General features: G+C 42.3%; 22 protein-coding genes and 1 other annotated feature. All 22 genes read right to left on the minus strand.

What is annotated here, in order from left to right; genetic code table 11:
* Window positions 1-18: 18 nt before the first annotated feature.
* The 22 genes from ileS to murD all read right to left on the minus strand — a co-directional run bounded on the left by ileS (window position 19) and on the right by murD (window position 22,478).
* Window positions 19-2,799, minus strand: coding sequence for an isoleucine--tRNA ligase (gene ileS, locus BrL25_RS02805; protein ID WP_026315173.1), 2,781 nt, complete (start codon window positions 2,797-2,799; stop codon window positions 19-21).
* Between the two features lie 117 nt (window positions 2,800-2,916).
* Window positions 2,917-3,167 (minus strand) — a binding site (T-box leader).
* 82 nt (window positions 3,168-3,249) lie between these two features.
* The gene (locus BrL25_RS02810; RefSeq protein WP_018671842.1) at window positions 3,250-3,732 is read right to left on the minus strand and encodes a DivIVA domain-containing protein; all 483 of its coding nucleotides are present in this window, start codon (window positions 3,730-3,732) and stop codon (window positions 3,250-3,252) included.
* 105 nt (window positions 3,733-3,837) lie between these two features.
* Entirely contained in the window at window positions 3,838-4,611 is a 774-nt protein-coding gene (locus BrL25_RS02815) for a YlmH family RNA-binding protein (protein ID WP_018671843.1), read from the minus strand.
* Between the two features lie 16 nt (window positions 4,612-4,627).
* A complete protein-coding gene (locus BrL25_RS02820) occupies window positions 4,628-4,891 on the minus strand; it encodes a YggT family protein (RefSeq protein ID WP_018671844.1) in 264 nt (87 codons plus the stop codon).
* Window positions 4,892-4,916: 25 nt separating this feature from the next.
* Complete coding sequence (locus tag BrL25_RS02825) at window positions 4,917-5,351, minus strand: cell division protein SepF (protein ID WP_018671845.1); 435 nt, start codon at window positions 5,349-5,351, stop codon at window positions 4,917-4,919.
* Between the two features lie 39 nt (window positions 5,352-5,390).
* Entirely contained in the window at window positions 5,391-6,095 is a 705-nt protein-coding gene (locus tag BrL25_RS02830) for a YggS family pyridoxal phosphate-dependent enzyme (RefSeq protein ID WP_018671846.1), read from the minus strand.
* A complete protein-coding gene (pgeF, locus tag BrL25_RS02835) occupies window positions 6,092-6,922 on the minus strand; it encodes a peptidoglycan editing factor PgeF (protein ID WP_018671847.1) in 831 nt (276 codons plus the stop codon). The genes BrL25_RS02830 and pgeF overlap by 4 nt, the downstream gene beginning before the upstream one ends.
* A 116-nt stretch (window positions 6,923-7,038) precedes the next feature.
* On the minus strand, window positions 7,039-7,317 hold the full coding sequence (locus BrL25_RS02840; protein WP_018671848.1) for a YlmC/YmxH family sporulation protein: 279 nt from the start codon (window positions 7,315-7,317) through the stop codon (window positions 7,039-7,041).
* 211 nt (window positions 7,318-7,528) lie between these two features.
* Entirely contained in the window at window positions 7,529-8,308 is a 780-nt protein-coding gene (gene sigG / locus BrL25_RS02845; RefSeq protein ID WP_018671849.1) for an RNA polymerase sporulation sigma factor SigG, read from the minus strand.
* Window positions 8,309-8,501: 193 nt separating this feature from the next.
* Entirely contained in the window at window positions 8,502-9,224 is a 723-nt protein-coding gene (gene sigE, locus BrL25_RS02850; RefSeq protein WP_018671850.1) for an RNA polymerase sporulation sigma factor SigE, read from the minus strand.
* Window position 9,225: 1 nt separating this feature from the next.
* Window positions 9,226-10,242: a sigma-E processing peptidase SpoIIGA gene (gene spoIIGA, locus BrL25_RS02855; RefSeq protein WP_018671851.1), complete on the minus strand. Its 1,017-nt coding sequence runs from the start codon at window positions 10,240-10,242 to the stop codon at window positions 9,226-9,228.
* 487 nt (window positions 10,243-10,729) lie between these two features.
* On the minus strand, window positions 10,730-11,878 hold the full coding sequence (gene ftsZ, locus BrL25_RS02865) for a cell division protein FtsZ (RefSeq protein ID WP_018671853.1): 1,149 nt from the start codon (window positions 11,876-11,878) through the stop codon (window positions 10,730-10,732).
* 117 nt (window positions 11,879-11,995) lie between these two features.
* Window positions 11,996-13,192, minus strand: a complete 1,197-nt coding sequence (gene ftsA, locus BrL25_RS02870; RefSeq protein WP_051088592.1) for a cell division protein FtsA — start codon at window positions 13,190-13,192, stop codon at window positions 11,996-11,998.
* 232 nt (window positions 13,193-13,424) lie between these two features.
* Complete coding sequence (locus BrL25_RS02875) at window positions 13,425-13,775, minus strand: small basic family protein (protein ID WP_003336699.1); 351 nt, start codon at window positions 13,773-13,775, stop codon at window positions 13,425-13,427.
* Between the two features lie 2 nt (window positions 13,776-13,777).
* Window positions 13,778-14,518, minus strand: a complete 741-nt coding sequence (locus BrL25_RS02880) for a DUF881 domain-containing protein (protein WP_018671855.1) — start codon at window positions 14,516-14,518, stop codon at window positions 13,778-13,780.
* Window positions 14,519-14,529: 11 nt separating this feature from the next.
* Window positions 14,530-15,243, minus strand: coding sequence for a DUF881 domain-containing protein (locus BrL25_RS02885; protein ID WP_026315174.1), 714 nt, complete (start codon window positions 15,241-15,243; stop codon window positions 14,530-14,532).
* 71 nt (window positions 15,244-15,314) lie between these two features.
* Window positions 15,315-16,448 (minus strand): cell division protein FtsQ/DivIB, encoded by a 1,134-nt coding sequence (locus BrL25_RS02890; protein ID WP_018671857.1) that lies wholly within the window; start codon window positions 16,446-16,448, stop codon window positions 15,315-15,317.
* A gap of 89 nt (window positions 16,449-16,537) precedes the next feature.
* Window positions 16,538-17,794, minus strand: a complete 1,257-nt coding sequence (gene murA / locus BrL25_RS02895; RefSeq protein WP_018671858.1) for a UDP-N-acetylglucosamine 1-carboxyvinyltransferase — start codon at window positions 17,792-17,794, stop codon at window positions 16,538-16,540.
* 15 nt (window positions 17,795-17,809) lie between these two features.
* Window positions 17,810-18,715 carry a UDP-N-acetylmuramate dehydrogenase gene (murB, locus tag BrL25_RS02900; RefSeq protein WP_018671859.1) on the minus strand — a complete coding sequence of 302 codons (906 nt, stop codon included), beginning with the start codon at window positions 18,713-18,715 and terminating at the stop codon, window positions 17,810-17,812.
* 99 nt (window positions 18,716-18,814) lie between these two features.
* Entirely contained in the window at window positions 18,815-19,915 is a 1,101-nt protein-coding gene (murG, locus tag BrL25_RS02905) for an undecaprenyldiphospho-muramoylpentapeptide beta-N-acetylglucosaminyltransferase (RefSeq protein ID WP_018671860.1), read from the minus strand.
* A 30-nt stretch (window positions 19,916-19,945) separates the two neighbouring features.
* Window positions 19,946-21,037, minus strand: coding sequence for a stage V sporulation protein E (spoVE, locus tag BrL25_RS02910; protein ID WP_018671861.1), 1,092 nt, complete (start codon window positions 21,035-21,037; stop codon window positions 19,946-19,948).
* Between the two features lie 67 nt (window positions 21,038-21,104).
* Window positions 21,105-22,478: a UDP-N-acetylmuramoyl-L-alanine--D-glutamate ligase gene (gene murD, locus BrL25_RS02915; protein WP_018671862.1), complete on the minus strand. Its 1,374-nt coding sequence runs from the start codon at window positions 22,476-22,478 to the stop codon at window positions 21,105-21,107.
* Between the last annotated feature and the right edge of the window lies 1 nt (window position 22,479).

Consider the following 22,479-nt stretch of genomic DNA (forward strand, 5'->3'; position numbering starts at 1 on the left):
CGAATCATCCTAGTAAATTTACTCGGTTACATGTGAAAAATGTTCGTCAACAATCGTAGCACAACGCTCGCATGTAGATGGGTGCGATTCCACTGTTCCTACGTCTTCTTTCACGACACGGCAACGTTCACACTTTCCACCTTCAGCCGCAAGTACAACTACAGAAATACCTTCTAGTTTAGCAGCCTCCGCAGGTGCTTCTGTACCAGCTTCATGCATTTCAATATCCGCTACGATAAATAGATCTGCTAAATATTCCATATCCATAAGCGTTTGATATACTTCTTGCGTGTGTGGGTAAAGAACTAATTTAGCATCGACGGAATTACCAAATACTTTGTTGCGGCGTGCTTCTTCCATCGCTTTTAACACTTCATCGCGAATTTCTAAGAAAGTCGTCCATTTTGCCTGCTCTTCTGCACTGAATAAATGTTGCTCATTTGCTTCTGGCATATCGGTAAGCTGTACACTTTCCTCCGTTACACCTGGAATAAAACGCCATACCTCATCTGCTGTATGCGGGATGATTGGTGACAACAATTTCACTAGATCAAGCAAGATATCATACATAACGGTTTGTGCTGCACGGCGCTCTTCACCATTTGGTGCTTCTACATATAAACGATCTTTAGAGATGTCCATATAGAAAGAAGAAAGCTCGATCGTGCAGAAGTTATGCACAGTTTGATATACAGTATGGAATTGATATTCATCGTATGCTTTGCGTGTACGTTTTACCATTTCTGCCGCTTTTGCCAACATAAAGCGATCTAACTCAGGCAAGCGATCGTACTCTACACGATCTTTCGTTGGATCAAAGCCAGCCAAGTTACCAAGCAAGAAGCGGAATGTATTACGGATTTTACGATATACCTCTGCATTCTGAGCAAGAATCGCATCAGAAATACGGTGGTCTGATTGATAGTCAACAGAGGAAACCCACAGGCGTAAAATATCAGCACCCAGCTTGTCTGTTACTTCTTTTGGAACAATCGTATTCCCAAGTGATTTAGACATCTTACGTCCTTCACCATCTAATGTGAAACCATGGCTTAGGATGCTTTTATATGGTGCCTTACCATGAACAGCTACCGAAGTGGATAGAGAAGAGTTAAACCAACCACGATATTGGTCAGAACCCTCTAAATACAAATCAGCAGGCCAGCTTAGATTGTCACGTTGACGCAATACTGCTTCATGTGAGGAACCTGAATCAAACCAAACGTCCATGATATCTGTTTCTTTACGGAATTCTTTGCAACCGCACTTGCAAGTCAATCCTGCTGGGATTAGCTCAGAGGCTTCACGAGCAAACCACACACCAGAGCCTTCTTTAGCAAACAAGTTAGCGATATGATCAATAGTTTGTTCATTGATGATCGGTTCGTTGCACGTTTTACAATAGAAGATTGGGATTGGCACTCCCCAAACACGCTGACGAGAGATGCACCAGTCATTACGATCCGCCACCATGTTAGCAAGACGTGTTTCGCCCCAATGTGGAGTCCATTTCACATCTTTAATAGCTTGTAGCATTTGGCTACGGAAGCCTTCCACAGACGCGAACCATTGTTCTGTCGCACGGAAAATGATTGGTTTTTTCGTACGCCAGTCATGTGGGTAGGAGTGAGTGATGAAGCTTAATTTTAATAAAGCTCCGTTTTCTTTCAGTTTTTCAGATACCACTTTGTTGGCATCTTCATAGAACAGACCTTCGAAGCCCGGTGCTTCTTTTGTCAGCTTTCCTTCATGATCAACTGGGCATAGTACTTCGATATTGTATTTCTTAGCAACGTTAAAGTCGTCTTCCCCGTGTCCTGGGGCAGTATGAACACAACCTGTACCAGCGTCTAATGTAACGTGATCACCCAAAATTACTGGGGAAATACGCTCATAGAATGGATGCTGTGTTTCAATTCCTTCTAAATCAGAGCCTTTAAAGGTTTGTACAGCTTCCACTTGCTCCCAACCAATTTCTTTGGTTACGGATTCTATTAGACCAGAAGCTACTAGATATTTATTTCCATCTGCAACCACTACACTATATTCCAAATCAGGATTTAGCGAGATAGCCTTATTGGCTGGCAGAGTCCAAGGAGTAGTTGTCCAGATGATAACACCAGTGTCTTGATCTAATTTACCTTTTCCATCACCCACCATGAAACGCACGTAGATAGATGCAGAACGTTTGTCGTAGTATTCAATTTCTGCATCAGCTAAGGCTGTTTCAGAAGATGGAGACCAATATACACAACGCAGACCTTTGTAAATATAACCTTTTGTAGCCATGGCACCAAACACTCGAATTTGGGCCGCTTCATATTCAGGTAGCAGAGTTACATAAGGGTTTTCCCAATCGCCACGAATACCCAAACGTTTAAATTGATCGCGTTGTTTTTCTACATAGCCCCACGCATATTCTTCACAACGTTTACGAAAATCGTTAACTTCGATGTTACGACGATCTAATTTCTGTGCATTTACAATTGCTTGCTCAATTGGTAGACCATGTGTATCCCAACCAGGAACATACGGTGCATAAAAACCAGCCATTGATTTGTAGCGTACGATAATATCCTTTAATGTTTTATTTAAAGAATGACCAATATGGATATCTCCGTTCGCGTAAGGAGGGCCATCATGTAGAATAAAGCTTGGGCGATCCTTAGTACGCTCCAAAACTTGTTTATAGATGTCCATTTCTTCCCATCTTGCTTCTACTTCAGGCTCACGAACTGGCAAATTTCCACGCATCGGAAATTCGGTTTTTGGCAGGTTAAGCGTCTTTCCATAATCGATACTCATCTGTATTCACTCCTTGATTATAGTTACGATACCAGTTTTATTGCCGGGTGATTACAGGCTAATTAGCATATACAGCTATTTTTTTCCAACAAAAAAAGCCTTTCTAATCCCCGTAGGGACGAGAAAAGCTTCCCGTGGTACCACCCTAATAAACATGATATGGCAAGATGATCCGCCTTTTTCATGTCCACTCATTTCATTCGTAACGTGAATGTAACGCTCACCTACTCACATCATGCTAGACGCTTTCAGGTTTGAACTCCTGGGTGATTTTCGAGGGTCAGCTCCGTCCAGGCTTTCACCACCGCCTGGCTCTCTGTTACGGATTTTGGCACCTTTACTATCCCAATCATCGTTGTTTGTTATATGGGTAAAAACTGAATAAAAACTTGCTATACATTATAATTCCATCTTTAACAGAACGTCAATGCTTTATTCCGTTCGTTATCCTTCATAGGAAGAATCCATTTTTTGCAAATCGTCCCAATCGCCATTCTCTATCATTTCTAATTGTGCTTCAAGCAATGTGCGAAAACGCATGCGATAGACAGAAGCGCGTTTTTTCAGCTCTTCAATCTCAATTGCTACCTTGCGTGATTTAGCCAAGGCTTCATTGATAATTCGATCGGCATTCTTTTCAGCTTCTTTTAAGATCAACTGCGACTCTTTACGCGCATTGTTTCTCACTTCTTCTGCTGTTTCTTGAGCAACTAGAATTGATTTACTCAAATTCTCTTCTAAGTTCTTATAATGGTCCAAACGCTCCGTTAATAGCGACATACGCTCTTCAATTTCCCTTTTTTCCTTGATCATAAGCTCGAAGTCTTTTATGATTTGGTCCAAGAACTCATTGACTTCATCCACATTATAACCGCGGAAACCGGAACTAAATTCCTTGTTATGTATATCAAGAGGCGTTAATGGCATAGACAGTTCCTCACTTTCCCCGTTTTCTTATGTTGGCAAGTTACCCCATATTTTCGACAGTTTCTATAAAAATTCCTGCCATGACTCGGGAAAAAATGCGAGTAATCATGAAAAAATAAAAGCTGTCAGACGTAAGCGACCACTTTTAGTCGGGCCAGTTACCTCTGTAATTTCAAATCGCCCAAAGCCACCAAGCGAAATCATATCACCTTGATTAATATTATGCGAGGGGTCTTCGACGACTTTATGATTCACTTTGCATTTCCCAGCACGAATTGGAAGCAACGCCTTTGCTCGTGAAAGGTTACACACCTCTCCAATAATGGCATCCAGTCGGGCAGATAGCACGGTGAAGGTCTTGTTTGATCCCTTTTTCTCAGGTACTTTGAGATCCGCTAAAGGTAGCTCTTGCAAACTAACGGGAATTCGATGGATGTTAGTAACCTGCATTCGTACAAAATCTGCCACTTCTTCGGCTACGACTGTTTGACACGAATCTTCGCCAAGCAAGATATCACCGAATTTTTCCCGTTTTAAGCCTACATGCAATAATGCCCCCATTACATCCCGATGTTCCAATGCAACAAAACGTTGATTACCCTTAATTTCAAACAATCGCAAGCGAAAATCGACATCCTCAGGTACGATATAGGAAGGGTGTAGTAAAACACGCACCCTCTCTGCACCATCGTATCCACCGGATGCCGATACTTTGACGTCTTGGACTTGTGAAGTTAGACTTTGTAGGATAAAAAGTTGACGTGGATCAAGGAAATCCGTTAAGCGCATGATTTGCCGCTCATCCACTAACCTTAGCATTTCCAACGCCCGTTCTACGAATGGATATTCTTCTTTTTTAAAATGATGGTAAATACTCATCTACTTATCGCTCTCTTTACAAGAACCTACTCAATAGAGAAAATAGGCCCTCTCTAGCAAAATACAATGCAAGCATTGCAACCATCGGAGATAAGTCAATAAAGCCAAGAGGCGGAATGAAACGACGGAAAATAGATAGGTAAGGTTCTACCAATCGTTCCAGCAATTGACCAATAGACGTTTCCCTCATTTGTGGTACCCATGACATAAAGACATAGGCAATTACCATGTAAAAGTAGATTTGAAACGCAAAATTAATAATTGCAACCAATGTATACATCTGTTCACCCCAGTAACTTGATGTCTTACTCTTCTACTATTACGCTTGAAATGGTTCCCTGGATATCTACATGATCAGGCGTACAAACAAAAATTTGTTCCCCTACCTTCTGGATGTCTCCATTCAAGGCATATACCGTTCCACTGAGGAAATCAATAATGCGTTTTGCCTGATCGTTCTCGACACGTTGTAAATTAACTACAACAGGTCTTCTATTTCTCAAACTGTCTGCGATATCCTGTGCATCGCTATAATGACGTGGTTCAAATAGCATGAGCCTAATACCTTCCCGGTCTCTGGCTGCATGCAGGCTCACCACATTACTTCCTGCCGCTGATGATGATTTCTGCCCATTTTTCTTAGGAGGAGCTTCCTGATCACGCTCTTCTTCCACATACTCTTCCACGTACTCTTCATTTTCCAGACCAAAAAAATTCATAAGTTTATTCATGACACCCAAATTCCTTCCTCCTCTCCGGACAAAGCCGCTCTTATTCTGCTATTCCGGTTGCACGAGTACGGAGCCCAGCCGCACAAACGTGGCTCCTTCTTCAATCGCGATCTCAAAATCTCCAGACATGCCCATTGATAATTCCCGGACAGTTATACGAGGTAGGTTACATTCTTTGAGTCGTTGTTGCCATTCGCGCAAGCCCCGAAACACATACCGAATCTCTTCGGGGTCTTCTGTTTGCGGTGCCATAGTCATTAATCCATCAACGCTTATGTGTTCCATATTACTAATTTCTTTGACAAAAGCCAAGACATCATCTGGATGTAAACCAAATTTTGTTTCCTCTTGGGAAATATTTATCTGTAAAAAGCAAGAAACGACAATTCCTAGCTTACTAGCACGTTTTTCGATTTCTTGGGCCAATGATAATCTGTCTAGGGAATGTATGTAAGTAAATCGTCCCACTACATCTTTTACCTTGTTTGTTTGTAAATGACCGATATAGTGCCAGACCGCCTTGTCTTTATACGCTTCGTATTTTGGAAGAGCATCTTGAATTCGATTTTCCCCAATGTGGGTAAGCCCAGCTGCGATGATTTCTCCTATTGCAGGTGTATCTACATATTTCGTCACAGCTACGACTTTTACCTCTTCACGCTGACGATTTGATCGCTTACAAGCTGCCGATATTTTCTGTTCAATGTCGACCATACGCTGTTCAACTGTAGCTTTTGCTACCATTCTAGTCATGTTGTTTGCTCCTTCCACCCAATAAATGAAGCCATTCTACCTGTGTTACCTTGATCTTTTCGATGCGAAAAGAACAAATCGTTGCGACAACTTGTGCAATAATGTGTCGTACTAATATGGTCGGCAAGAATCCCTGCCTCCTCAACTATCAACTGATTTAATTGGCGTAAATCTAACATACCATGACTGGTTTTGTTACTAGGCTTTACAGCTTGCTCCCATTGAGAAGTTGCTGTACGAACCTGTTGCATCACGCGCTCGTCCACTTCATAGCAACAGACCCCGATACTAGGTCCAATTGCTACATAGATATCTTCTGGATTCGATTGATAGTCCCGACGAAAGGCTTCCACCATTTCCCGTCCGATTAAGGAAACCGTCCCCTTCCACCCTGCATGAGCCAGTCCTATTGCTTTGCGGAATGGATCAAGAAAAAAGAGGGGAACACAATCAGCATAAAAGGAAGTTAAAAAGACACCTTGCTCAGTGGTATACAATCCATCTGTATTTGCAATGACACTCTCTAAACTATCTCTGCCGGCTCCAATCTGGCCGGCAGAGATTTTGGTTACTTTATTGCCATGTATCTGATCAGCACAGGTCCAAGTATCAAACAAAAATCCTTGCTGATCAGCAAGTTCTTGGCGATTTTTAATTACATGGTTAGGGTTATCTCCCACATGTAATCCCAAATTACACATTTGCGGGCGATCTGTACTCTCCATCCCCCACCTTGTCGTAAATCCTGCTGTTAGTCCAGGATAAGCAGACTCCCATTTCTTCAGATGTAGAGTGCGGGTCGTATTGTTTAACTGAAATGGCTCCATGTATCTGCTCTCCTCTCGTATCCAATACCCTTTCTAATATCTTACTGGTTTTGTAGCGGTCAGGGCAAGTAAATCACCCGGATTTTTGCGATATCTGTTGTCCTTTTTGTCAATTTTTAAGAAAGCTCCTCATCTGCACGCTTGGACTCCAGTCTAATTGGTTCCTCTAAACGTACCAATACAACATCCTTTCCAATCTTAACAATATTTCGCCAAGGAATAACATGCTCATTTGAACCTGCAAATAACCCAAAAAAACGGCCTTCACCTGGGACGACAATCGCTTCGACACGCCCTGCTTTTAAGTCGATTTGCAAATCAGAAATTTGTCCTAAACGCTTTCCATCTATAATGTTGACGACCTCTTTGATTTGAAATTCCGAAATTTTCACCATGAGAGTTCACCACTCTTTCTTTTCAACTACTCGCCTACAAGCCTTCGTTACTATGTATATGTGTCTTTCATTTTAAAAAGTAGTTCCATTAAAAATAGCCTTGTTCAAGCAACATATCATCGCTTGAACAAGGCATGGGTATAAAGCCTGCTATAATTTTTGCCAATGGGAAATGGCCTTTGGTGCATTCAGTCATTTTGTGCTGTATTAGCTACGATTGAACATGCTTTTGCATATGGGAAATCGCCGCTTTTTCCAACCTAGAGACCTGTGCTTGCGATATCCCGATTTCCTCTGCTACTTCCATCTGGGTCTTCCCTTCATAGAAGCGCATGGACAGAATCATTTTTTCCCGATCCCCTAGACGTTGCATACCTTCTCGAAGAGCAATCTCCTCGACCCAGAAGATATCTTTGTTTTTTTCATCGCTAATCTGATCCATTACAAAGATAGGATCTCCACCGTCCTGATAGATCGGCTCAAATAAAGAAACGGGGTCCTGAATCGCATCGAGAGCAAACACAACATCTTCTTTCGAAACATTTAAAGCACTAGAAATTTCCATGATGGTGGGCTCACGTGAGTGCTTATTCGTTAGACTGTCGCGCACTTGCAACGCTTTATAAGCAATATCTCGCAAGGAACGTGAGACGCGAATCGGATTGTTATCGCGCAGGTATCGTCTGATTTCTCCAATGATCATGGGAACCGCATATGTCGAAAACTTAACGTTCTGCCCAAGATCAAAATTGTCAATCGCTTTCATCAAACCGATACAACCCACCTGAAACAGATCGTCTACATATTCTCCACGATTATTAAACCGTTGAATAACACTTAACACCAGACGTAGGTTCCCATTCACCAACTTTTCTCTGGCAGAGTGCTCACCGCTCTGTAATCGTTCAAAGAGCTCCCGCATTTCTTTGTTGTTTAATACCGGAAGCTTTGAAGTGTCTACTCCACAAATCTCAACCTTGTTGCGTGACACACCATTCCCTCCTCAGAGAAAAAAAGTCCCTATCCGTATGTACTCTGCCTTATTGCCCTCTCCCCGCAGCATTCGAGGGAGGAGAGGCAAATGATCCCATTTCATAAAACAGGGTGGCAGGGAAAATGGTTTCGTAATAACCACTTTCTGGTATGGATAGGAACAGTATTTCCAGAGGTTCATAAATTATGCGTCACACCATTTTGTTAAATTCTTTTCGTAGTCGTTTAATTATTCGCTTTTCTAAACGCGAGATGTAGGATTGTGAGATACCTAATAGATCAGCTACATCCTTTTGCGTCTTCTCCTCTTCTCCAGCTAAGCCAAAGCGTAATTCCATAATCACGCGCTCTCGGTCAGAGAGCTTGTCGAGCGCCTTATGCAATAACTTTCGATCAACCTGGTCCTCAATATTTTTGTAAATCGTGTCATTTTCAGTACCCAATACATCAGAAAGTAGTAGCTCATTTCCGTCCCAATCAATATTTAATGGTTCATCAAATGATACCTCTGAACGTATCTTATTATTACGACGCAAATACATCAGAATTTCGTTCTCGATACAACGGGAAGCATAGGTAGCCAGCTTGATGTTTTTTTCAGGATCAAAAGTATTCACTGCTTTAATTAAACCAATCGTTCCAATACTAACTAAATCCTCAATGTTAATACCTGTATTTTCGAATTTTCGGGCAATATAGACAACAAGACGTAGATTGCGTTCAATCAACATACTTCGAACGGCCCCATCACCGGATGGAAGGCGAGTGAGCAAGATTTCTTCTTCTTCGCGTGTTAGGGGCGGGGGAAGCGCTTCACTGCCACCTATGTAATAGATTTCTTCTGCTTTCACTCCAATTTTTAGCAAGATGCGATACCACATTAGTTGGACATATAGACGAATTTTTACGTACATGCTAGCCCTCCTGTTCTAATGATGATGTATGAACTACTTGTATCTTGTTAGCTGGTTGAACTGGTTCGGTTTCATTGATGACTTCATTTATTTCTTCTCGTTGGATTAATGCAGGATGCACAATCGATTCATATCTGCCGTCTGCTGATAACGCAATCGGGTTTAATCCAATTAATACACGTTCTGTAACGAGGCGTAGCCCATTGTGTATCACCGTCACTTGCTCTGGACGAATGGCTACCATGAAATCCATTCCTCTAGAAACACTCCGAAACGGTACGAGACGTAATTGTCCTTGCCACTCCAGCGGAAGTTCATCCATCGTTTTCTCCAGTCGCTGAAGCTTTTCTCCCTCCTCTCTAGCTACTTCTAAAATAGGTAATGGCAAAACCTGTTCAAATAATCTACACTCCATAACCATGACTGGGATACGCGTTATTGGTTCATGTAATTGGTTGCCCGTATCTACCAATCCGCGGCACAAGATCATTTGATTGGAGATTTTCACCTCTACCTCCACTAAAAATGCTTCTATTTTTCTTGGTTCCTGGATTGACTGATAGCTTTTCCTGCTTAACAGAAATACTAGTACAATCCCTAGACACACGATGAGTAACGTTGGCTTTGTTCCTACTCCAAAACTATCGTTATGAGTGACCACTATGCCTTGAATGATTTCATTTTGACTTGTAGTCAATAGAGTAAGGGCATATACCCCCCCACCAAAAACAAATGAAATAAAATAAAAAATAGCCAGATGATGTAAAAAATGTGTAAGTCGCTTAAATCCAAATGCAATCCATAAAATAAATAAAGAGAAAAGTAGCTTTGTAAACCACGCATATATTCCTGAAAAAAATGGAAAAAAGTAAAAGGCTACATAACAGCTACCTACTGCTGATGCAAGTAATAATCTCCACCAAACAATTCGTTCTTTTCGAAAAAAAGCGGTAAACCATAATAATAAGGCATCAATTACAAAGTTCAGGAGTAGAATGATATCCAGATAGACGACCATATACTGTCTTCACCTCCGTCTGGCAAAAACAGTATATCTCAATGTATATGTAAAGTCTGTCAAAACTTGACCGCGTTTTTTCCCTTTTTTTGTTGAAAAAACAAGGTGATGTTATCCTGTTTTCCTTGACAATAGCCTCGTTTAGCAATAATAGAATACTAGACCTTTGCCTGTTCATCTTGAGGTACCAAACTTCAGGCCAGTTACCTCTCCTTCTGAATGATGTAGAGTCATTACATTATGAAGAGAATGTGAGAAAATATAAAAAACAGTCTTCCTCATGTATTCCTGAAAAAGACCGCCTTGCTTATAAAAGGAAAACTCAACCGAATCTAGTAAACCGTTTTTAGTAGATTTGTAAAGGTCTAGAAAAGGTGGCAAATCAAATAACAAAAAACCTTGCTCTCTTTACAGAAAACAAGGTTTTTCTATGTTTGTTAGATGTGAATGAAGATGATTCTTCCTCCACTCTATTTTATCCGATTTATTATTTCTTACGACGACGATTGCGCAAGAATGCCGGGATGTCTAGATTATCCAGATTGCTTAGATTAATAGACTTGTCTTCTTCCATTTCACGTGAACGTGACGGAGCGGATGTTTGTTGCGGTGCTGTGCTACGAGTAGCTTGTTGTTGTAGTTCAGCCTGTGGGCGACGTGTTGCCGTCGGAACATGGCGTTGGTTATCAGCAAAACCAGTTGCAATAACTGTTACAAGAATTTCATTTTTTAGATCTTCGTTAATAACCGCACCGAAAATCATATTTACTTCTGGATCAGCTGCAGAGGAAACGATATCAGCTGCTTCATTTACCTCATACAAGCTCAAGCTAGTACCACCTGTAATGTTCATTAATACACCACGAGCTCCATCAATAGAAGTTTCTAGTAATGGACTGGAGATTGCTTTACGAGCGGCTTCTGCTGCACGATTTTCTCCACTAGCTACACCAATACCCATAAGAGCAGATCCGCGTTCAGTCATAATTGTTTTGACATCAGCAAAGTCAAGGTTAATCAAACCAGGGGTTGCGATCAAATCAGAGATACCCTGTACACCTTGACTTAGTACATTATCAGCTGTTCGGAAAGCTTCTAGCATAGGTGTATTTTTATCAACGATTTCAAGTAGACGATCATTTGGAATAACAATGAGTGTATCTACTTTTTCTTTTAAAGCGGCAATACCTGCTTCGGCTTGCAAAGAACGTTTACGGCCTTCAAAAGAGAACGGTCTTGTTACTACACCAACTGTTAGGGCGCCTAACTCTTTAGCAATTTCAGCAATCACAGGAGCTGCACCAGTACCAGTACCTCCACCCATTCCTGCCGTAACAAATACCATATCAGACCCGCGCAGTGCATTCTCAACCAATTCGCGGCTTTCTTCTGCTGCTTTCTTACCTACATCAGGGTTCGCACCGGCACCAAGACCACGTGTCAACTTTTCCCCGATTTGTAGCTTGATATCAGCGTTAGACAGGTGTAGCGCCTGGGCATCAGTATTCACCGTAATGAATTCAACACCTTTTACACCACCTGCAATCATTCGGTTTACAGCATTGCTGCCACCGCCGCCACAACCAATAACCTTGATTTGCGCTAATTGTTCCATATCCAAGTCAAATTCGAGCATCTTGAAAGTTCCTCCTCATTCATTCATACACGCTTTTCTCAATTTTGTTAAAAACCCGTTGTTGTAGGACGACGGGGCGAATTTTATTGAACTTCTTTATCTGTTCGGCTGGTTTGTTTAAATGAATTCGCTAAACCAATTCTTCATCTTTTCAATGAAATTCCCTTGAGAATCCCGTTTCGGTGCTGATGGTGCCGGACGGCTTGCCGCTTTTGCAGGGGCAGGCTTCTTGGCCTTATAATTCGTCAGCATCGAGGCATATTGAATGAGGCCCACACCGATGGTATATCCCGGGTCACGCACACCAATATAATCCGGTATAGCAATGCGGACAGGTGCTGCAAGCTCTTCATTAGCGAGCTCCAACATACCTGGCATGCAAACCGTGCCACCGGTTAAAACATATCCACCAGCGATTTCATTCTGGAACCCAAGACGATACACTTCGTCTTCAATCAAATTGAAAATCTCTGCGGCACGTGGTTCGATAATATTGGCAAGATCGACTTGAGTGAATTGTTTCTCCACTTCGCTGCCGATACGTGTTACCTTGAATTTTTCTTCATCGGATGCTTCATCAATCAGAGCACACCCATGTTTTCGTTTCATTTTTTCTGCTACTTCTGTATGTGTGCGTAAACCGAGAGCAATATCATTGGTGATATGGTCTCCACCGATTGCGAGCGTGGAAGTAGCTACTAATTGACCCTGTTCAAAGATTGCGATGGTGGTCGAGCCCGCTCCAATATCGACTAGAACGACCCCTAGATTCTTATCGTCCTTAGTCAAAGCGACGGAGCTTGCAGCCAATGGTTGCAAAAAGATACCAGCAACCTGCAAATCAGCTCGTTGTGCACATCGTACAACATTGTGGATCACTGTTTTGGATCCTGTGACAATGGTACCCTCCATCTCAAGACGAACGCCGATCATTCCCCGAGGATCTTTTATCTTTCCTAAACCGTCAACAACAAATTCCGTCGGTACGACATCGATAATTTCACGATCTGGCGGAAGTGCGACAACCTTTGCAGCTTGAACAACACGATCAATGTCCTCTTCACGAATCTCGCGGTCTTCACTGGAAACGGCTACCACGCCCTGCGTTTCGAATAGCTCTATATGGGTGCCAGATATTCCGACATAAACGTCTTCAATTGTTACCCCTACCATACGTTCAGCATGATCGACTGCTTCTCGGATTGCATGCACGGTTTGGTCGATATCTACAATAGTTCCTCTGCTAATGCCTTCTGAATGGGATTGGCCTACACCAATAATATTGATATTACCGTTATTTACTTCCCCAATCATAACGCGTACTTTAGAGGTACCAATATCGATGCTGACAATAAGATCATTTTGACTGTTTACCAAACCAGTGACACCTCCCCTAGTTCAACTTGTACTTTAAATAAGTGATGACATCTGCATATTTTATTCCACACAGGATACCCATTCCCTTTTTTTTCTTACAATCTTTTTTAAAAATCACAATGGTAATTGTAACCAAGTTATAATTTGGTTGAACCCGATGCTCATTTATTTACACATCGCGCTTATTTAACCATTTTGCCAGCAGAATGCGACGAATAATAGCCAGATTATTAAATAAGCGTACCCCAAATGCAACAATCGCTGCCATGTATAGATCAATGCCGAGAAAAGCTCCTAAAAAAGCTAGTCCAGCGGCAAACAGCGTATTGAAAAAGAACCCAGATAAAAAGACCCGAACATTAAACACTCGTTCCAAATAGGACCGAATGCCACCAAAAATTGTATCCAAACCAGCTAACAATGCAATTGATACATAGCTACTATATTCTTGAGGTACATTGATGTTTAGATAAAATCCCGCTATTACTCCTGCAATCAATCCTACAATCGGCAACCACATTATTATGAATCTCCTTTTGACTTCACCGGTTTCATGAATCGCATCTGCTTGTTCCCTGTGAACGGCGGGATAATAAGATGATCCTGTGCTTCCATTTTTACAATTTTATTCATCGATTGAAACGTGCTTTCAACACCTTCTAGCTTCATACTGCTCAGTAAGGTATCTGGATCTCCAAGCGCCTTAATTTCATACGGCAAGCGAATCGTTTTTGTGTCCACTTGGATTTCTTCGCCTACATTTCGGATTGAACTATTAGAAATAAGCCGATTATTATTAATAGCAATCACAGTAGCTCCATTTGCTAAAAGCTCATTGGTTAACCAACGCAAGTCAACATCCAGCATCAGGCTCGATGCTGATTCGTGAGGAGCATCCTCTTCCCACTGATTGCCAGTTGGCACCTCCATGTTCTCAATACGGATGATAATACCCTTTCCTTCTACAACATCAAGACCTGCTAATTTTTTGGTTCGGTTTAATTCTTCTTTCATAACACCGATTGTCTCTACAGAACTTAGAGATGCTTCATATTGAGCTAAAAGTTCTCCCTGTTTAGATATATCGGCTAAAAGGTTCTTACTTTTTTCTTGTTCTTTCAGTAGAGCTTTACGAAGTTCAATCACACTTCTCGCATCCGCTTGTTTAGGATGCTTTGTGCTCTGAATTTGGGTTGCTAGCATAATTCCTATGATAGCACTAATAATGGTTAATATAAACGTAATTTTACGGTTTTCCAGCATGGTATCACCTGTTAGGAGGAAGAGCTTGTTCCCATTTTCACTTCACCTACAAAAGCAGGTAGTTCTATGGAATCTTTCTTCGCCGTTTCAATTTTTATAAATCCGTCAAATGAATCAATCACCCCGCCTGGTAAATGAAGCGCTCCTTCTAAAGTAACAGGATCTCCCACTGCTTTAATTACAAAAGGCGCTGCTGATTTTACCCCGTTTACAATAACAGTAGGTCCAACGCAACGGATCGAGGAGCTGGTAACCAAGCGTTGGTCATTCACGCTAATTCCCTCTGCCCCAGCAACAAATAGCTCATTTACCACTCTCCAAATGTCTTGTTCGTGGACAATATTTTGTACAACATTAGTGCTAATTGGACTAGGGTTATCTCGAAGGGTAACCATTAAACCAGTTCCTGTCGCCGGTACCGTTCCAGCCAGTAGACGCGAGCGGTCTAAAGCTGTTAAGAGCGATGCCGCTTCAGATTGATGATTGGCCATAGCTGTCTCTACTTGAGATATTTTACGCTGAGTTTCCGTATATTGCTGCTCAAGTGCCCGATTCTTTTCCCGTTCGGCAATAATACGTTCATTCAGCTTGGTTTCCTGCTGAAATTCTTTTTCTGTTTGCACCACTTTTTTGTGTAGCTGGGTCAGCTCGATGGAGTTAGCCATCAGAAATCCGGTACTAAACATGACCAGCGTAAGATAAACATGAAATTTCCTAACTCGCATGCCTTTTGTCACCTTTCATTTTCCTTCTAGACACTTAGCTGGCTCTATTAGTTGCTTGAACTCCTCGAATTTTATTCAAAAGAAGTAGTTGTTTCTTCTGTTGGATGGTTATTTTGATTACTATTAGCCTGGTTATTGTTCTGGTTCTGGTTCTGGTTCTGGCTCTGATTATTGTTCTGGTTCTGATTATTGTTTGTGCTCGAGGTATTCCGACTACCTTCATTCTGGTTATCATTTCCATTATTCTGAATGTCATTTTGTTGATTGTCGGTATTTTGTCCATTCTTTTGGTTACTATTATTATTTTGACCGTTGTTGTCCGGTGATTGTGAAGATTGATCCTGCGTACGATTCTCAGTGCTTCCATTAGCAGACGTATCTGTACCTGTGCCTGACTCATTCGTTAAGCTACCATCAGGATTTGTTAGTTGTTGTAACTGTTGTTGGTTAGTCACATGATGACCGTATTCCTCAAACCATGTCACATCTAATAAGTTAACAATTCCTTTTTGCTCCTTAGGAATCTCCTGCACAATGGACGGGTACCAGGGTAGTTTTTTCTTTAATTGCGAGAGAGTACTACGAATCTCATTCCCATCCCGCATATTTAGCACCACTTGCTGATTGTCATATTTGGTAGGTACTAGCGATAGATCAGAGATTTGGTGCAAAACGCCTCCTTGTAGTGAAACAAGAGCTTCAGCCAACTGCTTTAACATTTTTGGATCTTTACTTGCCCAAGCTTGAATAATGGGTCTGTCCATCATAAGGACTTGGGTTGGAGGAGCTAAGATCGTCCCATCCTCCAATAAATAGCTAGGCTGCTTTTGTCCATTTACATACAAGGCCGTTCGGCGGTATTCTTGAATATTTAAGCGAATGATACCAGGGAAATCACGAGAGATAGAGATATCTTTGATACCCTTTAATGTGGAAATACCTGCTTCAACATCGCTATCCCATACATTTAAAAACTGCATGCCGTTGGTAAGAGTGGACGCCTGAATAATCTGCTCCTTGGTGTATAAAATGTTACCATAGACTTGAATATCAGTTACCTTACTGTAAGGAGAGCGGAAGAATACCACGCCTAAGACTAGTAAGAAAAAGATAGCCAGAATAATAATTAAACGGCGGTTTCCTTTTTTCTTGCGCGGCGTAGCATTTTTAACGAGCGGTATTCTGTCGTCTCTATACCTATTCATATATTCTCCCCCCTACGGTTCGCTATTCCCTATCCTTTTACAGCGTGAAAAGCGGCATAACATCCATGCCGCTCCCCCACTTTTGTATGCTATATGGTTATACGAGAGATAGAGGCACCCAACTGTTGCAGTTGTCTCTCGATACGTTCGTACCCTCGATCTATATGCTGCGTTTGTTCAACATAAGTAGTGCCTTGGGCAGCTAAACCAGCCAATACGAGTGCAGCTCCTGCACGCAAGTCTGTAGCTTCCACTGTAGCCCCATAAAACCTATCCACACCACGGATAAAAGCTGTTCCTAGGTCAACAAAGATGGAAGCACCCATTCTCTCTAATTCAGTAACATGCCTGAATCTGCCTTCGAACACTGTCTCCTTCATCAAGCTGGTTCCATTTGCTAGAGATAGAAACACCATCATCTGTGCTTGCAAATCGGTTGGAAAACCAGGATAGGGAGACGTCATAATGCGATTAATCGCCCGTGGACGAGAAGTGTTTTTTATTTCCATTATATCATGGTATGTCTTGATTTCAACACCACTACCACGTACCAGTTCAACCAAAGCTGTTAAATGTTCTGGAATCGTATTACTAAGCTCTATATGACCTTTTGATAATCCTACAGCTAACAGATGCGTGCCCGTCACGATCCGGTCCGGGATAACACGATAACTGATGGCTCTCAGCCTTGGAACACCGTCAATCTCTATGGTATCCGTTCCTGCTCCGCGGACTTTTGCTCCCATTGAATTTAGGAAATTTTGCAGATCAATGATTTCGGGCTCGCGTGCGGCATTATAAATCCGGGTCGTACCTTTTGCCAGAACAGCAGCCATCATAATATTCTCCGTTGCACCTACACTTGGAAACGTTAAGAATATTTTAGTACCTTCGAGCGCTGGTGAACGGAAAGTAATGTAGCCCTCAGCATCAATGTATTGGGCACCTAAAGCAGCTAGGCCTGAAAGATGAAGATCAATTCTTCTCTCCCCGATGGCACAGCCTCCTGGACGTGAAATTGTTACTTCCCCTAAACGAGCTAATAGTGGGCCCATAAGGAAAATGGAAGAACGCATTTGTCCCATTAGATCTTCAGGTACTTGAGTCTGATTGATACCTACTGTATCAATCATGACAGTATGATCTTCGTGACTTACTTTCGCTCCAATTTCGCTCAAAATTTTGAGCATTACTTCTATGTCCTTCAAATGTGGTACATCGTAGATATGAAACTGCCCTTCAGCGAGTACAGTCGCAGCTAGAATCGGCAGAGCAGCATTTTTGGCTCCATGAATCCGTAGCGTTCCGGACAGAGGTTTTCCACCTTCGATAGCAAAAGCTTCCAAACTTTCACCTCCGTGTTACCCCTCGCCGATCACCAAAACCTCCGTATGCAAATCTACGTTATAATTTTTCAGTACCGTAGCACGAGCATGCTCAATTAAGGTGAGGACGTCGGTCGCCGTGGCTCCTCCTCGATTTACGATGAAATTAGCATGCATCTCTGATATTTGAGCCCCCCCAATGGTAAAGCCTTTTAGCCCTGACGCTTCAATCAGACGCCCTGCATGATCTCCAGGCGGATTACGGAACACGCTACCCGCACAAGGTGAGTTGAAAGGTTGCGTACTGAGCCGGCGCTCTTTAAACTTTGCCAGCGACGTTGCAATCTCTCTGCGGTCACCGGTCTGCAATTGAAGAGTAGCTTCAATAACTATACCCTTGCGTTGTTGCAATAGGGAAGTGCGATAGCTAAACTGCATCTCTTCCTTGCTAACTATCTTCGTCTCTCCATCGTTGAAAAGGATTTCGGCACTTGTTAGAATACGTGAAAGATCAGATCCATGCGCCCCGGCATTCATGTAGACAGCTCCTCCAACAGATCCAGGAATCCCGCCTGCAAATTCTAATCCAGTCAAGCCCTGCTTTCCTGCCTCTACTGCTAAGCGTACCATAGAGTACCCTGCACCAACACACACCGTTTCTCCCTGAAACTCGCAGTGACTTAAACCCTGAGCCACCTTAAACACGGCTCCACGTATCCCTCCATCCCTCACTAGAAGGTTGGAACCGCGCCCAATAACAGTCCAGGGAATTTCATGTTGATGGATAATTTGAACCGCCCGAATGAGCGCTTCTTTATCTGTAGGCTGGATCATCAGGTCTGCCGGTCCCCCTATTCGCCATGTGGTATGCTTGGCGAGAGGTTCTTCAACCCAAACCTTTCCAACATTTGCTTGTTCTAATGCTTCTGCTACATGCCTCATAAGAACCTCCTGACACAAATGCTAGGTCGGAACTTTTTCAATCACGCGTTTGCTCTCATACTATGCGCATTTCCGATCTAGCGTGACAAACGCCTATTATTAGCGATTTACTACTTTTACTATCTGTTGATAAAGACTACTTGCAGCTTCTGGCATTCCTAATGAGAGTGACGCCTTTTGCATATTGCTCCACTTTTGTTCGTCTGTCAACATGCTATGAAGCGTGGACATCAGTTTTGTTGATGTTAACTCTTTTTCGACTATGACGGCTGCCGCACCGGCTCTTTCTAATCCTCGTGCATTTTTCTCCTGGTGATTATTCGTTACATACGGAGATGGAATGAGAATCGACGGTATGCCAAGTGCCGTGATTTCTGCTAAAAAAGAGGCTCCTGCTCGATTGATGATCACATGCGTTGCTGCAAGTAGGTCTGGCATATGATCGACGTATGGAACCAACGTAAAGTTGCTTGGTCGATTTGTCATTTGCTCAACACGTTCATTAATCGATTCATAATGAACAGCACCCGTTACATAGACAAAGTGGCAGTCAGAATACGTATGAAACTGAGCTAGTGATGCGAGCGTCACCTCGTTGATCGCTTTAGCCCCACGACTCCCCCCAACAACTAGCACTATCTTTTTATCGCGTGGTAGTCCTAGCATGCTTCTTCCTTTACTAGGATCGCTATGTATGACTTCCGTAGCTCGCGGATTACCAATAAAGCTTGTTTTTGCCTGTGGAAAAAATGGCAAGGACTCCTCAAAAGAGACTGCTATCTGCTTCACATAACGAGATAAAAATTTATTTGTAATACCAGGTACAATATTTTGTTCATGAATAATCGTCGGAATACCAAGCTTTGCTGCTGCGTACACAACTGGTCCACAAACATATCCGCCTGTACCAATAACAACGTCTGGTTTAAATTCTTTTAGCATCCGTTTTGAATCAGAGACAGCACGTATAAACTTCATGATTGTGCGCACATTATCAAAAGAGAGTTTTCGCTTAAAGCCTGCTATCTCTACTGCTTGAAAGGGAATGTTAAATTTGGGGACAATAGTAGATTCCAACCCTTTATGGGTACCGATATACAAAAAGGCAGCTTGCGGTTCATGACGCAAAATTTCTTTTGCAACCGCAAGCGCCGGATAGATGTGTCCTCCAGTTCCTCCCCCTGTTAACACGACTCTCATAATATCACCCATCTCTATTTATGTTATCTGTCATCTGGAAAAGCGGGAGATGTTTAGCAAGATGCCTACCTGTGTAAGCATTAGCGTTAACGAGGAACCACCGTAACTTAAAAATGGCAGGGTAATCCCCGTTACAGGAAACATCCCCGTTACAACGCCTACATTAATCGTTACTTGGATACCGATCATGCCGATAATAGCAAGAGCTAACAAATTCCCAAACAGGTCAGGAGCAGTAATCGCTACTCGCATACCTCGCCATAACAGCAGCAAGAATAATAACAGCACCAGCGTCCCGCCAACAAAGCCTAATTCCTCAGAAATAATGGAGAAAATAAAGTCATTATAAGGCTCAGGTAAGTAGGAAAACTTTTGCCTGCTCTCTCCCAATCCAAGTCCTAACAGACCGCCTGGCCCAATTGCATATAGTGACTGAATGATTTGATACCCCGAGCCTAATGGATCTGACCATGGATCAAGAAATGAGGTAATCCGGGCCATTCGATATGGTGCTGAAAGAATCAATCCAACAAAACCAGCGACACCAATCATCCCCAACCCGATGAAATGACTTATTCTTGCTCCAGAGGCAAAAATCATTAGAACCGCCATACCCATCAACACGCTTCCAGTCCCTAAATCAGGTTGTAACATAATTAACCCGAAACATGCAACTGGGATTATCAATGCAGGAAACAATCCCTTTTTAAAGTAAACGATATTCTTTTGATTATCCGATAGCCATCTGGCTAAAAAAGCAGCAACCCCAAATTTGGCAAATTCCCCAGGCTGGATACCGAAGGAGCCAAATCCAAGCCAACTTTTTGAACCATTAACTTCTCGCCCGATAATCAGAACCACAACGAGCAACGCCATGCTTATGATAAATCCGACTTTGGCCCATTTCTTCCATACCCAATAGTCAATATTCATCATCACATACATGGAAACAATACCCAATATCGCGAAGATGATCTGCCGCTTGGTAAAAAAGTACGGGTCCTGGAATTTATGTTGGGCAAATACGGCACTGGCGCTGTAAACCATCACAATCCCTATTCCTAACAGGAGCAGAGTGACAAAAACGATAACAAAATCAGGGGCAGAACGTACTTTACTCATAGCAAGCCATCCTTTCGTACCTCGTCCCTTTGATTTCATTTTTGTCTTAGCTCACAAAGGGACATGTTTATATAGGCTTGTTTCTAAGTTTATGCACGCTATCCTTAAACATGCTCCCTCTTACTTCATAGGAAGGAAACATATCCCAACTAGCACAAGCCGGGCTTAACAAGACCACGTCGTTCGCTTCCGCGATAGCCGCTGCTTGTTTAACAGCACTATCTACAGTATCGACGGCAAAACGAAGTTCAATCCCTGCTTCTTCGGCTCTTTTCTGTAAAACGGGCGAGGTTTGCCCATAAGTCACAATTGCTTTTACTTTGGTTTTCAATGGTGTAACTAATTCAGCAAAATCTACTCCCCGGTCTAGTCCACCTGCAATAAGGACAACCGGCTCCTCAAATGCTTCAATACCACGAATAGCAGCTTCGGAGTTAGTAGCTTTGGAATTGTTATAATATTTAACATCATCAATCGTATCAACATATTCTAAACGATGTTCAACACCACTAAAGCTACGTAATACATGCTTCATTGCATCATAGTCTGCACCAGCTAATTTACTCATTACGATAGCCGCCAGTGCATTTTCCTGATTGAATTCTCCAGGCAATGAGATTTCTGTAGCTTTCATAATCTCATCTAGCTTGCCATCCTCATTTTTAAAGTAGACAATACCATCATTGATAAATGCCCCACAAGGGACCTCTTGTTTAATGCTCACATAAAAGGCTTTTGCTCGAATGTTTTGGCAAACCCGCATCACGGGTTCATGATCATATGGCAGAACTGCATAATCGTCTTCCGTCTGATTGGCAAAAATTTTACATTTTGCCTTGGTATACTCTTCAAACGAATGATGATAATCCAGATGCGCTGGATACAGATTTAAGATCGTAGCAATATGAGGACGGAACGTATCGGTCCCCATCAATTGAAAACTACTTAATTCAGCCACTAAATACTGATCTTGCTTCATCTCTTCCGCCAAACTACATAACACCGTGCCAATGTTTCCACCGACGATAGCATCCACTGAAGCTGCATGCAAAATAAGTCCTACTAAGGTAGTCGTCGTGGTTTTCCCATTAGAGCCAGTAATACCGATTAATGGTGCTTTGGACAAACGATAGGCTAGCTCTACCTCTGTAATAACTGGAATCGACATTGCTAAAGCCTGCTGAACAGGCTTTGATTCATAAGGAATCCCAGGATTTTTGACCACTAATGCTACATCCTTGGAGATGAGATCATTCGGGTGTCCACCAGTAATAACTTGTACCCCTAGCTCTTCCAGCTCTTCATAGCCAGTAGCTTCCTCACGTGATTTTTGATCGTTTACGATGACAATAGCACCAAAACGGTGTAACAGTTTTGCAACCGCCACACCGCTTTTTGCCAGACCTAATACAACAACGAGCTTTCCTTTATACATATCCATG

Origin of the sequence: Brevibacillus laterosporus DSM 25 (assembly GCF_002706795.1) — a bacterium.
Classification (GTDB): domain Bacteria; phylum Bacillota; class Bacilli; order Brevibacillales; family Brevibacillaceae; genus Brevibacillus_B; species Brevibacillus_B laterosporus.

What these genes read in the sequence shown, in the direction of transcription:
- BrL25_RS02810 (WP_018671842.1), bottom strand. Translation starts at nt 3,732, where the DNA reads ATGCCATTAACGCCTCTTGATATACATAACAAGGAATTTAGTTCCGGT.
- BrL25_RS02815 (WP_018671843.1), bottom strand. Translation starts at nt 4,611, where the DNA reads ATGAGTATTTACCATCATTTTAAAAAAGAAGAATATCCATTCGTAGAA.
- BrL25_RS02820 (WP_018671844.1), bottom strand. Translation starts at nt 4,891, where the DNA reads ATGTATACATTGGTTGCAATTATTAATTTTGCGTTTCAAATCTACTTT.
- BrL25_RS02830 (WP_018671846.1), bottom strand. Translation starts at nt 6,095, where the DNA reads ATGACTAGAATGGTAGCAAAAGCTACAGTTGAACAGCGTATGGTCGAC.
- pgeF (WP_018671847.1), bottom strand. Translation starts at nt 6,922, where the DNA reads ATGGAGCCATTTCAGTTAAACAATACGACCCGCACTCTACATCTGAAG.
- BrL25_RS02840 (WP_018671848.1), bottom strand. Translation starts at nt 7,317, where the DNA reads ATGGTGAAAATTTCGGAATTTCAAATCAAAGAGGTCGTCAACATTATA.
- sigE (WP_018671850.1), bottom strand. Translation starts at nt 9,224, where the DNA reads ATGTACGTAAAAATTCGTCTATATGTCCAACTAATGTGGTATCGCATC.
- spoIIGA (WP_018671851.1), bottom strand. Translation starts at nt 10,242, where the DNA reads ATGGTCGTCTATCTGGATATCATTCTACTCCTGAACTTTGTAATTGAT.
- ftsZ (WP_018671853.1), bottom strand. Translation starts at nt 11,878, where the DNA reads ATGCTCGAATTTGACTTGGATATGGAACAATTAGCGCAAATCAAGGTT.
- ftsA (WP_051088592.1), bottom strand. Translation starts at nt 13,192, where the DNA reads ATGATTGGGGAAGTAAATAACGGTAATATCAATATTATTGGTGTAGGC.
- BrL25_RS02875 (WP_003336699.1), bottom strand. Translation starts at nt 13,775, where the DNA reads ATGTGGTTGCCGATTGTAGGATTGATTGCAGGAGTAATAGCGGGATTT.
- BrL25_RS02880 (WP_018671855.1), bottom strand. Translation starts at nt 14,518, where the DNA reads ATGCTGGAAAACCGTAAAATTACGTTTATATTAACCATTATTAGTGCT.
- BrL25_RS02885 (WP_026315174.1), bottom strand. Translation starts at nt 15,243, where the DNA reads ATGCGAGTTAGGAAATTTCATGTTTATCTTACGCTGGTCATGTTTAGT.
- BrL25_RS02890 (WP_018671857.1), bottom strand. Translation starts at nt 16,448, where the DNA reads ATGAATAGGTATAGAGACGACAGAATACCGCTCGTTAAAAATGCTACG.
- murB (WP_018671859.1), bottom strand. Translation starts at nt 18,715, where the DNA reads ATGAGGCATGTAGCAGAAGCATTAGAACAAGCAAATGTTGGAAAGGTT.
- murG (WP_018671860.1), bottom strand. Translation starts at nt 19,915, where the DNA reads ATGAGAGTCGTGTTAACAGGGGGAGGAACTGGAGGACACATCTATCCG.
- spoVE (WP_018671861.1), bottom strand. Translation starts at nt 21,037, where the DNA reads ATGAGTAAAGTACGTTCTGCCCCTGATTTTGTTATCGTTTTTGTCACT.
- murD (WP_018671862.1), bottom strand. Translation starts at nt 22,478, where the DNA reads ATGGATATGTATAAAGGAAAGCTCGTTGTTGTATTAGGTCTGGCAAAA.